At 66.2% G+C, this 13,507-nt stretch carries 11 protein-coding genes and 1 pseudogene; 3 read left to right on the top strand and 9 right to left on the bottom strand.

All coding sequences use genetic code 11. The annotated features are described in order from the left end of the window. Window positions 1-34: 34 nt before the first annotated feature. A complete protein-coding gene (locus tag A1D30_RS19755) occupies window positions 35-514 on the top strand; it encodes a universal stress protein (RefSeq protein ID WP_063462458.1) in 480 nt (159 codons plus the stop codon). Window positions 515-606: 92 nt separating this feature from the next. Here the strand turns inward: A1D30_RS19755 and A1D30_RS19760 are convergent, their stop codons facing one another. From A1D30_RS19760 to A1D30_RS19775, 4 genes are all read right to left on the bottom strand, one after another. Continuing rightward, the gene (locus tag A1D30_RS19760; RefSeq protein WP_008903515.1) at window positions 607-996 is read right to left on the bottom strand and encodes a hypothetical protein; all 390 of its coding nucleotides are present in this window, start codon (window positions 994-996) and stop codon (window positions 607-609) included. A gap of 374 nt (window positions 997-1,370) precedes the next feature. Continuing rightward, complete coding sequence (locus tag A1D30_RS19765; protein ID WP_063462426.1) at window positions 1,371-2,585, bottom strand: phospholipase A; 1,215 nt, start codon at window positions 2,583-2,585, stop codon at window positions 1,371-1,373. Continuing rightward, window positions 2,585-3,136, bottom strand: a complete 552-nt coding sequence (locus A1D30_RS19770) for a hypothetical protein (RefSeq protein ID WP_242421953.1) — start codon at window positions 3,134-3,136, stop codon at window positions 2,585-2,587. Before A1D30_RS19770 ends, A1D30_RS19765 begins: the two co-directional genes overlap by 1 nt. A 6-nt stretch (window positions 3,137-3,142) precedes the next feature. Further along, window positions 3,143-5,218, bottom strand: a complete 2,076-nt coding sequence (locus A1D30_RS19775) for a UvrD-helicase domain-containing protein (protein ID WP_063462427.1) — start codon at window positions 5,216-5,218, stop codon at window positions 3,143-3,145. A gap of 320 nt (window positions 5,219-5,538) precedes the next feature. Between A1D30_RS19775 and A1D30_RS19780 the strand changes: the two genes are divergently transcribed. Both A1D30_RS19780 and A1D30_RS19785 read left to right on the top strand, forming a co-directional pair. Continuing rightward, window positions 5,539-6,825, top strand: coding sequence for an ABC transporter substrate-binding protein (locus A1D30_RS19780; protein WP_242421954.1), 1,287 nt, complete (start codon window positions 5,539-5,541; stop codon window positions 6,823-6,825). Between the two features lie 227 nt (window positions 6,826-7,052). Next, window positions 7,053-8,006 (top strand): AEC family transporter, encoded by a 954-nt coding sequence (locus A1D30_RS19785; RefSeq protein WP_063462428.1) that lies wholly within the window; start codon window positions 7,053-7,055, stop codon window positions 8,004-8,006. A gap of 129 nt (window positions 8,007-8,135) precedes the next feature. Here A1D30_RS19785 and A1D30_RS19790 read toward each other — a convergent pair whose 3' ends face one another. The 5 genes and pseudogenes from A1D30_RS19790 to A1D30_RS25310 all read right to left on the bottom strand — a co-directional run. Then, window positions 8,136-8,471 (bottom strand): RNA-binding protein, encoded by a 336-nt coding sequence (locus A1D30_RS19790; RefSeq protein WP_063462429.1) that lies wholly within the window; start codon window positions 8,469-8,471, stop codon window positions 8,136-8,138. A gap of 118 nt (window positions 8,472-8,589) precedes the next feature. Next, a complete protein-coding gene (locus tag A1D30_RS19795; RefSeq protein WP_063462430.1) occupies window positions 8,590-8,799 on the bottom strand; it encodes a hypothetical protein in 210 nt (69 codons plus the stop codon). Window positions 8,800-9,195: 396 nt separating this feature from the next. Further along, window positions 9,196-11,307: a primosomal protein N' gene (gene priA / locus A1D30_RS19800; RefSeq protein WP_063462431.1), complete on the bottom strand. Its 2,112-nt coding sequence runs from the start codon at window positions 11,305-11,307 to the stop codon at window positions 9,196-9,198. A 749-nt stretch (window positions 11,308-12,056) separates the two neighbouring features. Continuing rightward, window positions 12,057-13,169 carry a uroporphyrinogen decarboxylase gene (gene hemE / locus A1D30_RS19805; protein WP_063462461.1) on the bottom strand — a complete coding sequence of 371 codons (1,113 nt, stop codon included), beginning with the start codon at window positions 13,167-13,169 and terminating at the stop codon, window positions 12,057-12,059. 191 nt (window positions 13,170-13,360) lie between these two features. Next, a pseudogene (locus A1D30_RS25310) lies at window positions 13,361-13,507 on the bottom strand (IS481 family transposase); the annotation flags it as partial.

A 13,507-nucleotide genomic window follows, 5' to 3' on the forward strand; every position in this document is an offset into this window, starting at 1 on the left:
ACTGGTCTGCACTGACTCACTCAAGGAGAACACCATGCTCAAGATCCTCATCGCAGTGGATGGCTCTGAACTCTCCCTGGACGGCGTGCACCACGCGCTGACCCTGGTGCGCCAGGGCCTGCAGGCCACCATGGTGCTGGCCAACGTGCAGGAGCCCGCCACGCTCTACGAGCTGGTCACCACGCGCGACCCCGACCTGATCGCCGCCGCCAGCCTGGAGGCGGGCGAACACCTGATGGCCCCGGCGCGTGCGCTGCTGGAGGCGGCGGGTGTGCCCTACGAAACCGATGTGGGCGTGGGTGACGTGGCGCACACGCTGGTGGACATGATCGAGCGCTCGGGCTGCGACATGGTGGTCATCGGCGCCAAGGGCCAGGGCGCGATCACCAGCGCGCTGCTGGGTTCGGTATCGCAAGAGGTGGCCCACGCCAGCCCGGTGCCCGTGACCATCGTCAAACATGCCGAGGTGATGGAGGCCGTGGACAGCGACGTGGCCGAGGACGCCGAGGCCTGAGGCGCTGATGCCCTGAAGCGTTTCGGACCCCCAAAACGACCAGGGCCGCTGTGTGCGGCCCTGAGGGAGAACGGATAAAGAAGGCGGGGGGCTCAGGCCGCCTTGCGAAACGGCTCGGCCGCCGGGCGCTGCAGCTTGCCATGGGGCAGGGTGGCCAGGCGCGAGAACATGCGGCGCACATAGCCGCGCACCCACAGGCATTTGTTGAGTTCGTCCACGGGCAGCGGGCCCGACACCACCACGATGTCGTTGGCCACGTCCTGCGCCCCGGCCGCGCGCAGGCGGCGGCGCGTGTTGTTGGCCCACGACTGGATGCGCGTGGGGCTGCCATGCTGGTGCACCTCGCCCGTGTGCTTGTCGAACGCAATGGCCACGGTGTCGGTCTTGAGCTTGAAGCGGCGTTCACCCGTGACGGCGCTGGGCGCCTCGCGCATGTCATACAGGTAGTAGCTGCCTGCCTTGAGCTGGTATTGCATGTCCATGGGTGTGTTCCTCTCTGGGCGCATTTTCGAGGGTGCACGCACAAGGCAATGGCCGGTATTGCGGCCAAAAAGCCGCGCTTATCGGGTGTGTGGCGGCGGCGCCCTGCCGGTGTCGGTGCGCGTGCCATTGTGGCGGCGCGTCGGCGCCATTTCGAGAAACTTGAGGATGACGTCGTAACGAGTTGTGAGTGACCTCGCCCGGCCTTGTTGGGCGGTTGGCCTGTGCTTTGTCAGAGGCCTGTGCAACGGGCGCGGCCCAAGCCAGTGCCACCGCGCAAGGGCCGCCCCGCCGCGCTGGTGGCGTCCCCCTTCCCGAATGGCGCAGCCATTCGAGAGAAGGGGTGAAGGCGCGCAGCGCCTCAGGGGGATGACCTCTAGAAGTCCACCAGACTCAACCCCACACTGAACACCGTGCGCTTGCGGTTGTAGTCGATCATGCTGTCGCCATAGCCGCTGAACAGCGCGGTGTGCAGGCGCAGGTTGCTCTTGCTGCCCCACAGGCCGCTGCCCAGGGTCTGCATCCATTCCAGCCGCACCGAGCCCCGGTCGCTGCGCGCCAGGGTGTGGCGCACGGTGGCGCCCAGGGTGTTGTCCTTGTTGGCGTTCCAGAACACCGCCAGCTCGCCCCGGCCGACGTAGTCGCTGATGCCGGGGTTGTCGTCGCTGTCGGCGCTTTCAGACAAACGCTTCCAGACCTTGGCGTTCACGCTCCAGCGGTTGTCCAGCTCCATACCGGTCATCAGGTAGACGCGGTTCCAGCTGCGCGACAGCGGGTTGCTCTGGCCATTGGACTGGTGCACCAGTCCAACGCCGCTGTAGCGCCACTTCCAGCCCAGCGGCAGCTGCGCCGTGGTGGGGTAGACATACATCACCTCGGGCTCGTGGTCGGTGGTACGGAAGGGGCGCGAGATCTGGGGCGTGAACAGCTGCCAGTACGACTGCTGCGAATAGCCAAACCACACCGAATCCTTGAGCGTGGGATGCCCCTGCGTGAGCAGGCCCTGGGCAATCTTGGTGCGCACCGACAGCTGGATGCGGTTCTCGGTGCGGCGGTAGGGCGTGGAGGTGAGGGCCGAGTGGTCGGGCGCATCCGACGTGGGCTGGCGGTTCACATTGCTGCCCGCCACCACCGACACCGTGATCGGGCGGTAGCCCCTAAAGCTGAAGGTGCCGCAGTCGCTGCCCGACTCCAGCTCCCAGAAGCGCGAGAGGTCGCTGTACTGCGGGTCGCGGCAGCCCTCGGTGCGCGCCACTTCGATGATGCGGGTGGCGGGCAGCGTGGTGTCCACGGGAGTGGGCACGGCGGTGGTAGTGCTGGCGGCGTCAGCTGCCGAGGCACCGGGCGCTTTCCAGGTCTGCTCGGCGGCCCACTGGTCAAAACAGGCCAGGCGCGCCTGGTTGTCGCCCGGCAGCGCGGTGCAGCGGCGCCAGGCGCTCTCGGCGCCCGGGGCAGGTGTGGTGGCGGGCGCAGCCTGCGCCCACACGGCGCCCGCAGGGGCCAGGGTGGCCAAGGCCGAGAGCACCAGCGCTGCCGTGTGGTGCGGGCGGCCGAAGGCGGTGGGGGTGTGAGTGAGGGGGCGGGCGGACATCACTGCCACCCCGCCTGCCGGCGCATCACAAACGGAATGGCTGCGGGAGCCGGGGGCGTGGGGTGGGCGTTGTTCCATGTTCCGCGTATTTCCTTGCCGCAACTTCCATCCACCACCCGGCCTGTCCAGGTGGCGCTGATGTTCGTGCCGTTGATCGATTCTTCCAGAGTCAGGTCGCCATCGTCCACGTCGCCGCTGACCTGGGCCGTGGTGCTGCCGCGCTGCGTGGTGCCCCGCACACTCTGTGCCAGTTCGGGGTGGGGGCCGAGCTGCAGCACGGCGGTGGTGGGTGGTGGCGGGGTGCGGCCGTCTGCGGCCGGGGCCCGCAGCTCGGCCAGCCAGCGGCCTTGCAGGTGCTGGTGCCCCATGTCGGCGGCGGCCGGGCAGGCGGTGCTGGTTTTTGAGTCTTTTTGGCCGTCTGCGCGCGCTGGATAAGCGCTGATTGCTACCAAAATAATAGCTATTGACAGGGCAAGCTGCGGCAGGAGGGCGGGGCGTGTGCGGGGCATGCGGGCGTTCGGGTCAGTGCGTGGCATGGCGGGTTCGTTCATACCTTCTCAGGCGGCAGGGGGCGCGCCAGCGGCCATTGCCTTCTTGGCGGCAAACTCGGCGCGCAGGGCCTTGAGTTTTTCGCGCGGGTCTTCGCGGGCGGTGGTCTTGTCCAGGCCCATCTCGGCAATGAAGCGGCTGGGCTGCGCCGCCACCATCTCGCGGCCCTTCTTGCGCTTCTTGGTCCAGCTCACGCCCAGGGTGCGCTGGGCGCGGGTGATGCCCACATACATCAGGCGGCGCTCTTCCTGCAGGCGCTGCAGTGTGTCGTCGCTCACCTTCTGCTGGCGGCCTTCGTCGTCGTCGAGCTTGAAGGGCAGCATGCCCTCGGTCACGCCCACCAGCACCACATGGGGCCACTCCAGCCCCTTGCTCGCGTGCAGGGTCGAGAGCACAACCATGTCCTGCTCCTTCTCGCGCTCGCTGATGGTGGAGAGCAGCGCAATGGTCTGCGACACCTCCAGCAGGCTTTTGGTCTCCTTGGCCACCACGGCACCGGCCGTGTCGTCGATCTGCCCGCCCGCGCGCTGGGCCATCCAGTCGCAGAACTCCATCACGTTACTCCAGCGCGCGGCGGCCACCTTCTCGCTGTCCTCGTTGTCATAGAGGTGCTGCTCGTAGCCGATCTCTTTGAGCCAGTCGTTCAAAAAGGTGCGCGAATCTTCGGCGCCATGCACGCGGCGTGCGCTGTATTCCAGGTAGTTGATGTAGCGGCCAAACTCGTGCAGGCCGTCCATCGCGCGCTTGGGGATGGCGGCGGGCAGCATGCCGTTGAACAGTGCGCCGAACATGCTCTGCTTGTGCTGCGTGGCAAACGCGCCCAGCGCTGCCAGCGTGGTGTGGCCGATGCCACGTTTGGGGCTGGTGATGCAGCGCAGAAACGCCGGGTCGTCGTCGTTGTTGATCCACAGGCGGAACCAGGCGCACAGGTCCTTGATTTCGGCGCGGTCGAAAAAGCTGGTGCCGCCCGACACCTTGTAGGGGATGTTGGCCTTGCGCAGCGCTTTTTCGAACGGCTTGGCCTGGTGGTTGGCGCGGTACAGGATGGCGAAGTTCTTCCAGTCCGGCGGCGGGTTGCTGGCCGCGCGCAGGCTCTGGATGCGGGCCACGGCGCGCTCAGCCTCGTGCTCTTCGTTGTCGGCGTCGATCACGCGCACCGGCTCGCCCTCGCCCAGTTCGCTGAACAGCGTCTTGGGGAAGAGCTTGGGGTTGGGCCCGATCACGTTGTTGGCCGCGCGCAGGATGGCGCTGGTGGAGCGGTAGTTCTGCTCCAGCTTGATGACCTTGAGGTGCGGGTAGTCGATGGGCAGCTTCTTGAGGTTGTCCAGCGTCGCGCCGCGCCAGCCGTAGATGCTCTGGTCATCGTCGCCCACGGCGGTGAAGTGCCCCTTTTCACCCACCAGCAGCTTGAGCAGCTCGTACTGCGTGGCGTTGGTGTCCTGGTACTCGTCCACCAGCACATGCGAGAGCGCCGCCTGCCACTTGGCGCGCACTTCCGGGAAGTCGCGCAGCAGGCGCAGCGGCATGCCGATCAGGTCGTCAAAGTCCACGCTCTGGTAGGCCGCCAGGCGCTCCTCGTAGCGCGCCATCAGCGTGGCGATGATGCGTTCGTTGTCGTCCGCCGCCTGCGCCAGCGCCTCGGCCGAGGTCAGGCCCATGTTCTTCCACTTGCTGATCACCCACTGCCACTGGCGTGCGGTGGCCATGTCGGTGGTGCCACCCGAGGCTTCCTTGAGAATGCCCGTCACGTCGTCGGCATCCAGGATGCTGAATTGGGGCTTCAAGCCCAGCACGTTGCCGTCCTCGCGCACCATGCGCACGCCCAGCGCGTGGAAGGTGCAGATGAGCACGTCCTTGGCCCGCTTGCCGATCAGGTGCCCGGCGCGCTCGCGCATTTCAGACGCCGCCTTGTTCGTGAAGGTGATGGCCGCAATGCGCTTGGGGTCCATGCCTTTTTCGATCATGTGGGCGATCTTCATGGTGATCACCCGCGTCTTGCCCGAACCCGCGCCCGCCAGCACCAGGCAGGCCCCGTCGGTGTAGTGGACAGCCTGGAGCTGGGCGAGATTGAGACCGGCAGACATGGGGGCAGGGGGCGCGGGACGCAGAAAAAGGGAAGTGGGGAGTCGGGTGGCGGGCCGGGGCGGCGGCCACAGGGGCGGGCCCGGCGGCGAAGCGCGCAATGATACCGGCGTGCCCGTGCCGGCCAGCGGCCTGGGGGCTCTGCCCCGGGCTGACACGGCGCTGACAAAGCGCTGACGGACGGACCCGCAGCAAGGCCCGTGGGTCCGCCGCTCCGGGAAACCCCGCTAGGGGCTTTGTTTTTGCAATTTGATACTGGCTGCGGCCCCCGCCCGCTCCCGGGGCGGTGTTTTCCCCACTCCACGCCCCCGGTCGCACGCCCATGATCTCTTTCGCTTTTTCCGCCGCCATTCCGTCTGCGCCATCGGGCCCCGGCCGTCCCCGGCCCCCGGCCCGCAACTGGTGGCCGGTGGCGATTGCGGCGGTGGTGGCCACCGCCCTGCTGGCCGGTGGGGCCCTGGCCCCGGCACACGCCCAGATCGGCAGCACCACGCCCGTGCGCATCGGCGTGGTGGGGCCGTTCACCGGGCCCTCGGCCGACTTTGGCGTGCCCATGCTCAACGGCATCAAGCTGGCGGTGGACGAGATCAACGCCGTGGGCGGCTACCTGGGCCGGCCGCTGGAGCTGGTCGTCAAGGACGACACGGCCAACCCCGACCAGGGCCGCAAGGTCTCGCAGGAGCTGCTGGCCGAGAAGGTTGTCGCCACCATCGGCTTTTGCAACACCGGCGTGGCGCTCAAGGCCATCGACCTGTTCCAGGACGCCAAAAGCCCACTCATCGTGCCCTGCGCCACGGGCACGGCCGTGACGGCCAAGTACCCCGCGCCCGACAGCTACATCTTCCGCGTGCAGGCGCGCGACGCGATCCAGGCGCCTTTCCTGGTGGACGACATCGTCAAACGCGGCTGGGACAAGGTGGCCATCTTTGCCGACAAGACCGGCTATGGCGAAGGCGGCTACAACGACGTGGTGGCCGCGCTGGCCGCCAAGAACCTCAAGCCCGTGCACGTGGCGCGCTTTGACCTGGGCGTGAAGGACCTCACGGCCGAGCTGACGGCTGCGCGCAACGCGGGTGCCAACGTGGTCTACAGCTACACCGTGGGGCCGGAAAACGCCACCATCGCCAACGGCAAGAAGGCGCTCAACTGGAAGGTGCCGCAGGTGGGGCCGTGGCCGCTGTCCTTCCCGTTTTTCCTCGAAGGCGCCAAGGACGCGGCCGAGGGCGCGCTCATGGTGCAGACCTTCATCGCCGAGCCCAGCAACGAGCGCCGGGCGGCCTTCCTGTCGGGCTACACCCGCAAGTTCCAGGGCAAGGTGGCCGTGCCCATGGCGGCGGCCAACGCCTACGACACGACCTACCTGCTGATGTATTCCTTCCTCGGCATCCGCGACGGCAACCTGAACGGCAAGGCCATCAAGGAATCGCTGGAGGGCAAGATGAAGACCTACTACGGCGTGGTCACCACCTACGACAAGCCCTTCAGCACGCAGGACAAGGACGCGATCACGCGCAACATGCTGGTCATGGGCATGGTCAAGAACGGCGCCATCACCTTTGCCTACCCCGAGGATGCCAAGCGCAACCTGATCATCCAGCGCAAGCAATAACGCGGAGTTGCCTTCAATCGGCCAACGTCCTTCTTGGGTGTGGAGGAGCCTAGCCGTGCTACAGCACTGTCTGCGGCTCCCCGCCTAGTTATCCGATTGAATGCAAATCCGTGGAGACGCCGAGGTGCGTTTTACTTCTGCTGCATGCGTTGTGTGCGATGACCCCCGTCTGACTCTGCGCTGACGGTGCGGCCCGGCACGGCGCAGGCCGCCCGACAATAGCTTTCGTGCTCTCCGTCCTCCTCATCACCTTCCCCTTCTTCGCGCTCGTGCTCTGCGGCTACCTGGCCGCACGGCGCGGCGTGCTGCCGCAACCGGCCATCCCGGGGCTCAACGCCTTCGTGCTGTACTTTGCGCTGCCCTGCATGCTGTACCGCTTTGGCGCCAGTACCCCCATTGCCCAGTTGCTCGACCCGGCCGTGGCGGGTGTGTATGTGCTGTGTGCGCTGGTGATGGTGGGGGCCACGGTGGCGCTCACGCGCAAGGCGCACATCGGCTGGAACGACGCGGCCTTTGGCGCACTGGTGGCCGCCTTCCCCAACACCGGCTTCATGGGCGTGCCGCTCTTGGTGGCGCTCCTGGGTGCGCAGAGCGCGGGCCCGGCCATCGTGACCATCGTGGTGGACATGGTCATCACCAGCTCGCTGTGCATTGCGCTGTCGCGGCTGGACGGCGCGGGCACCCACGGCGTGGGGGTGGCGCTGAAGAATGCCTTCAAGGGCATGGCGACCAATCCCATGCCCTGGTCGATTGCACTGGGTGCGCTGGCCTCGGCCCTGCAGTTCAAGCTGCCTGGCCCGGTGGACAAGACCATCGCCATGCTGGCCGACGCGGCATCGCCCGTGGCGCTGTTCACCATTGGCGCGGTGCTGGCCCGTTCGAAGATGAACCAGCATGAGCAGGTGCCCGCGCGCGACTACGTGCCCGTGGCGCTGGCCAAGCTCCTGGTGCACCCGCTGCTGGTGTGGGGCGTGGGTACGGCCGCGATGGCGATGGGCGTGCCGCTCACGCCGTTTGCGCTCACGGTGCTGGTGCTGCTGGCCGCGCTGCCCAGCGCCAGCAATGTCTCGCTGCTGGCCGAGAAGTTCGGCGCCAACAACGGGCGCGTGGCGCGCATCATTCTTGTGAGCACCGCGCTCGCATTTCTGAGCTTTTCGGCAGCGGTGGCACTGCTGACCTGATTGCTGCTGATTTTGTAGCTGCTCGCGCCCACCCCATGCGCGCAGAGGCCAAAAAAAGCCTGATATCTTGCGCCAAGGCGAAAAAAAACCGGCTCAGGCGAGCCGGTTTTTTTGTTGGGGCTACCGGGTTCAGTAGCGGCCGCCGCCGTAGCCGCCCGTGCCGTAGCCCACATCGGCGCGCTTGCTGGCGGTGTAGCCGCCCGCATCACTGCGCTCTTCGCGCGGGCGGGCCAGGTTCACCACAATCGTGCGGCCGTCCACGGACATGCCGTGCAGCGCCTTGATGGCGGCCTGGGCCACCTCGGCATTGGCCATCTCCACAAAGCCGAAGCCTTTGGAGCGACCCGTGTCGCGGTCCATCATGACCTTGGCAGACGACACGCCGCCGAACTCGGCAAAGTTGCTGTGCAGGCTGGCATCGGTCACGGAATAGGGCAGGTTGCCCACATAGATTTTGCTGCTCATGGAAGAGCCTTTCTAAAAATGGCGCGCAACGATTCGCGCACCGTTGGGGTTCTGCGCTGCGGATGGGACATCCGCAGCGGGGGCATGGTGGATGGCAAGTGCGTGGGGCCGCAGGCCATCAGCATTGGGGCGGGTGCTGCATGCTGGTTTGCAGCCAGCCCTGCGTGACGGCAAAAAGCCGTGCGGCTTCGCGCGAGGCGAAGGCTTTGTCAAAACGGAACACGCGGCAGTAGCTGCCGTTGCCCTGGGAGCGATGGACCGAGAAGGAGGCGCGAAAGCGGCCGCAGTCGGTGGGGTGTGTCGTGGGCGAAACGACGTAGGCGCCCATGGAAATGGCAGGCTGTGAAATCTGGATCAATCAGGATCGCGGGCCGCAACGGTGGCCTGCGTGAGCAGCAAGGAACGCGGTGGGCTGCAGCTCTACAGACCCACGGGGCGACGAAGGTCGCCAAGGGAGCGTCTGCAAGGGGCGGAATGCATCCCGGGGCAGACGTTGCGGTGACTGCCCGAGGGAGGGGCTGTGACTGCAACAGCCCAAAGTATATTTGAATTTATATTTAAATTCAAATTAATATTATTTTTNATTTAAATTCAAATTAATATTATTTTTGGTTTTAAAAGTGGGTATCCGAGGCTCTGCAAGCCCTTCACTCCAGGGAGCTGGTTGCTCTTGATTTGATAGCTGATTGCGCTTGTGCAATGCGCGACAGGGCCCCAAAAAGCCTCAAATCACCAGCGGGTCCACATCCACCAGCCAGCGCACCAGCCCCTTGTGCTCGGGCGCACTGCGGGTGGTTTGCAGCACGGGCTGCCAGGCGGCCAGAAAACGCTGCAGGGCGGCGCGGCTCCCGCTTTCCATCAGCATCTGGGCGCGCTCCACATTGGCCACGCGCTGGATGGTTAGCGGCACGGGGGGGAACAGCGTCACCGCGTCCAGCCCCGGCAGGCCCGCCGCGTGTGCGGCGGCCGTAGCGGCGGTGAGAAAAMCCTGGGCCACATCCTGCGTGCGCGCGTCGGCCCGCACCAGGGCCTGGTAGGCAAACGGGGGCATGGCGGCCTCTTCGCGTTCTTTGAGCTGCTGGGCGGCGAAGGCCTCGTAGTCGTGTTTGCGCAGCGCCTCGTACACGGCGTGCTGGGGGTGGAAAGTCTGGACCCACATCTCGGGCTGCGTACCTTGGGCGGCCATGTAGGCGGCGTCGCGCCCGGCACGCCCGGCGGCCTGCATCAGCAGCGCAAACAGCCGCTCGGGCGCGCGGAAGTCGCTGCTGAACAGCGCCCCATCGGGCTGCACGGCGGCCACCAGCGTGATGCGCCGGAAGTCGTGGCCCTTGGCAATCATCTGCGTGCCCACGAGCACATCCACCTCGCCCGCATGCACCTGGGCCAGCTGCGCCTCCAGCGCGCCCTTGGCCTTGGTGGTGTCGGCGTCGATGCGGGCGATCCGGGCCGGTGTACGGTCGGGCCGCAGCACTTCGGAGAGCAGCGCGCCAAGCTGTTCTTCGAGCTGCTCGGTGCCCCGGCCCATGGAGTGGATGTCGGGGCTGCCGCAGGTGGGGCAGGCGCGTGGCACGCGCACGGTGTAGCCGCAGTGGTGGCAGCGCAGGGTGCGGTCGGTCTTGTGGAACACCTGGTGGGCGCTGCAGTGTGGGCAGTCGCTCTTCCAGCCGCAGTCCGCGCAGTGCAGCACGGGCGCATAGCCCCGGCGGTTGAGCAGCACCATGCTCTGCTCGCCGCGCGCCACACGCTCGGTGATGGCGGCCAGCAGCGGCGCGCTGAAGATCGCGCGGCGCGGCTGCTGGTTCATGTCCACACGGCGCACGCGGGCCAGGGCACCTGCTCCGATCCGGCTGGGCATGGCCAGCCGCACGTAGCGCCCCACGGCCGGGTCGCTGGCGTGCCAGCTCTCCAGCGACGGCGTGGCCGAGCCCAGCAGCACCTTGGCGCCCTGCTCGCGCCCGCGCCAGATGGCCAGGTCGCGCGCCGAATACCGCGCGCCCTCCTGCTGCTTGTAGCTCGGGTCGTGCTCCTCGTCCACCACGATGATCCTCAGGCCCGGCAGGCTGGCAAACACCGCCATGCGCGTGCCCAGCACAATGCGCGCCGCGCCGCTGTGCGCGGCCAGCCAGCTCTTGAGGCGCTGCGGGTTGGTCATGCCGCTGTGCAGCGACACCACGGCCTGGCTGCCAAAGCGCGGGGCAAAGCGGGTGGTGAAGCGCTCTTCGAGCTGGGGGGTGAGATTGATCTCGGGCACCATCACCAGCGCCTGCGCGGTGGGGTGCGCCTCCAGCGCCTCCTGCACGCAGCGCAGGTAGACCTCGGTCTTGCCGCTGCCGGTGCTGCCAAACAGCAGGAAGGGGCCAGATTCAGAGGAAATTTGGGCCCTTGCGAGCTCCTGTTCTGTGGTAGGTGCTATGGTTTGTATAGCGTTTTCGCTGCTGTCCGCGTCCAGCGCCTTGGCGGGGCGCTTGAGCCGCCGCGCCAGCTGGTCGGGCTGCAGGTCGCGCAGCTGGGGCGGCAGGGCGGCCAGCGCCACCTCACCCAGGGCGCGCTGGTAGTAGCGCGCAGCAAAGGCCACCAGGCGGCGCCACGGCAGGCCCAGCGGCTCCACACCCTCCAGCACGCCCGCCACTGGCCGCATGGCCGCACCCTCGGGCAGCTCGCCCGTGGCCTCGGCGGCATCCCACACCACGCCCAGCACCTCGCGCTTGCCCAGCGGCACCCGCACCAGCGTGCCCGGCGGCAGGGGCTGCGCGCTGGTGTAGCTGAGCAGGTCCCCCACGCCGCTGTGCGACGGGGTATGCAATGCAACGTGGACGATGGCGGTGTGGATAGGCACAGGCTATGGCAGTTACGGGGGCTTGTGGAGATGCTGTAGAGGTTTGGCGGCTAAGTGCTTGATTCTTGGTGAGGTGTGAGTAATCCCGTCTTTCTGTGGATAACTTTGTTGACATCCTGCCCGCACACCCCGCCAACCCGCATGAAACCTGGCGCCGAACAGAATGCCCACAAAACTGGCAGCACCAAAAAATCCTTATGAATCAATCATCTGAAGAAAATTGGGTGCATTTTCTGTGCTAGGGCTTGGCATGGGGCCGATGTTGCGCCGCATCAAGATTTTTGTGCATAAGTCGGGCACCCAGCAGGGCGTCAATGGCCGGGAAAACCCTTAATTTGTGTTAGTGATGGCCCCGCAAGCTCAGGCTTTTCTCCGATATGGGCTGCAAGTGCTTGATTTGACTGGGGTTTTGCAAGAAATCCAGAATTCCTGTGGATAACTTTGTTGATATCCCCTGTGTTTGCCACGCAAGTCCTTGACAGGCCGTGCTTTGGCTGGACTGCCCGTCAAAAAAGCAGTCTGGAGAAATCCTTTGAAATCAAGCACTTACGCTGTTGATGAGAATACTTCCTGCCCTGCCCACTTTGTGTGCACGGGGGCCGCAGGGGCCCCGGTGCTGCGCCATTTTTGTGCATAAGTAGGCCCTTCGGGTCGCTCGGGTATTGCCTCCCTGCCTTTTTTCTTCCGTTGCAGAAGATGCACCCGCAGGGCGGCGCACAGCCCGTGGCCACGCTGCGGGCGGGGCGTTGTCACCCCCGGCGCTGCGCCCGCGAGTGGCTGTGCACGGCCTCCACCAGCACCGCCACATGCTCGGGCGGGGTGAACTGGCTGATGCCATGGCCCAGGTTGAAGATGTGCGTGGGGCCGGTGGTGCTGCGGTCGGTGTGGGGTGTGCCAAAGCTGTCGAGCACATGGCGCACCTGCTGCTCGATCTGCGCGGGCGGCGCAAACAGCACATTGGGGTCGATATTGCCCTGCAGCGCCTTGCCGGGGCCACCCACCTGCCCGCCCACGATGGCGCGGGCCTTGCCGAGGTTGGCCGTCCAGTCCAGGCCCAGCACTTCGCAATCGATGTCCTTCATGTCGTCGAGCCAGATGCCGCCGCCCTTGGTGAAGACGATGCGCGGCACGTCCGTGCCGTCCACGCCTGTGCGCTTCAGCTGCGCCAGCACGCGCTTGGTGTAGGCCAGGCTGAACTCCTGGAACGCGCCATCGGCCAGCACCCCGCCCCAGCTGTCAAAAACCATCACGGCCTGGGCGCCCGCGTCGATCTGGGCGTTCAGGTACGCCGCCACGCTGTCGGCGTTGATGGCCAGGATGCGGTGCATCAGGTCGGGGCGGGCGTACATCAGGCTCTTGACCAGGCGGTAGTCGTCCGATCCCTTGCCTTCGACCATGTAGCAGGCCAGCGTCCAGGGGCTGCCCGAGAAGCCGATCAACGGAACACGCCCATGGAGCGCCTTGCGGATGCTGGTGACGGCGTCGAACACGTAACGCAGCTTGTCCATGTCGGGCACGGCCAGCTCGGCCACGGCCGCTTCGTCACGCACTTGTTTTGCAAAACGCGGGCCTTCGCCCTCGGCAAACGACAGGCCCAGGCCCATGGCGTCGGGCACCGTGAGGATGTCGCTGAACAAAATGGCCGCGTCGAGCGGAAAACGTTCCAGCGGCTGCAGGGTCACTTCGGTCGCGTAGTCCACATTGGTGGCCAGGCCCATGAAGCTGCCCGCCTGGGCACGCGTGGCCTTGTATTCAGGCAGATAGCGCCCCGCCTGGCGCATGAGCCACAGGGGCGTGTAGTCGGTGGCCTGGCGGCGGCAGGCACGCAGGAAGGTGTCGTTGGCAAGGGGGGCGAAGGTCATCTGGCGATTGTCGCAGGCCGTATGGAGCGCCATGCGGCTGAAATGAAGCTGTCATGGCCAGGATCAAACCTCGGCCCTTCTCTGACGGCAGTTCACAGCTGTTTCGCCTGGGGGCCCCTGGCGGGTTGCTGGCCGGCTGTTGATGCGGCAATGCATGTGACAATCGGCGTGGATTGAAAATTACTATCGTAGGTGTCACATCCCGGACGATCATAGGGTCGCTTGTGAAAAAGATGCGGGTGCGTCTGATACCACTGTTTCATGGCCTGCATCGGCGTACTGCTCTTGAGCGCTGACTGCGGCAACTGGTGGTTGTACAAGGCCACATAGCGCAGCAA

The organism is Acidovorax sp. GW101-3H11 (assembly GCF_001633105.1).
In the GTDB taxonomy this organism is placed as follows: domain Bacteria; phylum Pseudomonadota; class Gammaproteobacteria; order Burkholderiales; family Burkholderiaceae_C; genus Acidovorax.

Excerpts from the sequence above, each read along its gene's own strand:
- A1D30_RS19755 (WP_063462458.1), top strand. The coding sequence starts at position 35 with ATGCTCAAGATCCTCATCGCAGTGGATGGCTCTGAACTCTCCCTGGAC.
- A1D30_RS19760 (WP_008903515.1), bottom strand. The coding sequence starts at position 996 with ATGGACATGCAATACCAGCTCAAGGCAGGCAGCTACTACCTGTATGAC.
- A1D30_RS19765 (WP_063462426.1), bottom strand. The coding sequence starts at position 2,585 with ATGTCCGCCCGCCCCCTCACTCACACCCCCACCGCCTTCGGCCGCCCG.
- A1D30_RS19770 (WP_242421953.1), bottom strand. The coding sequence starts at position 3,136 with ATGAACGAACCCGCCATGCCACGCACTGACCCGAACGCCCGCATGCCC.
- A1D30_RS19775 (WP_063462427.1), bottom strand. The coding sequence starts at position 5,218 with ATGTCTGCCGGTCTCAATCTCGCCCAGCTCCAGGCTGTCCACTACACC.
- A1D30_RS19780 (WP_242421954.1), top strand. The coding sequence starts at position 5,539 with ATGATCTCTTTCGCTTTTTCCGCCGCCATTCCGTCTGCGCCATCGGGC.
- A1D30_RS19790 (WP_063462429.1), bottom strand. The coding sequence starts at position 8,471 with ATGAGCAGCAAAATCTATGTGGGCAACCTGCCCTATTCCGTGACCGAT.
- A1D30_RS19795 (WP_063462430.1), bottom strand. The coding sequence starts at position 8,799 with ATGGGCGCCTACGTCGTTTCGCCCACGACACACCCCACCGACTGCGGC.
- hemE (WP_063462461.1), bottom strand. The coding sequence starts at position 13,169 with ATGACCTTCGCCCCCCTTGCCAACGACACCTTCCTGCGTGCCTGCCGC.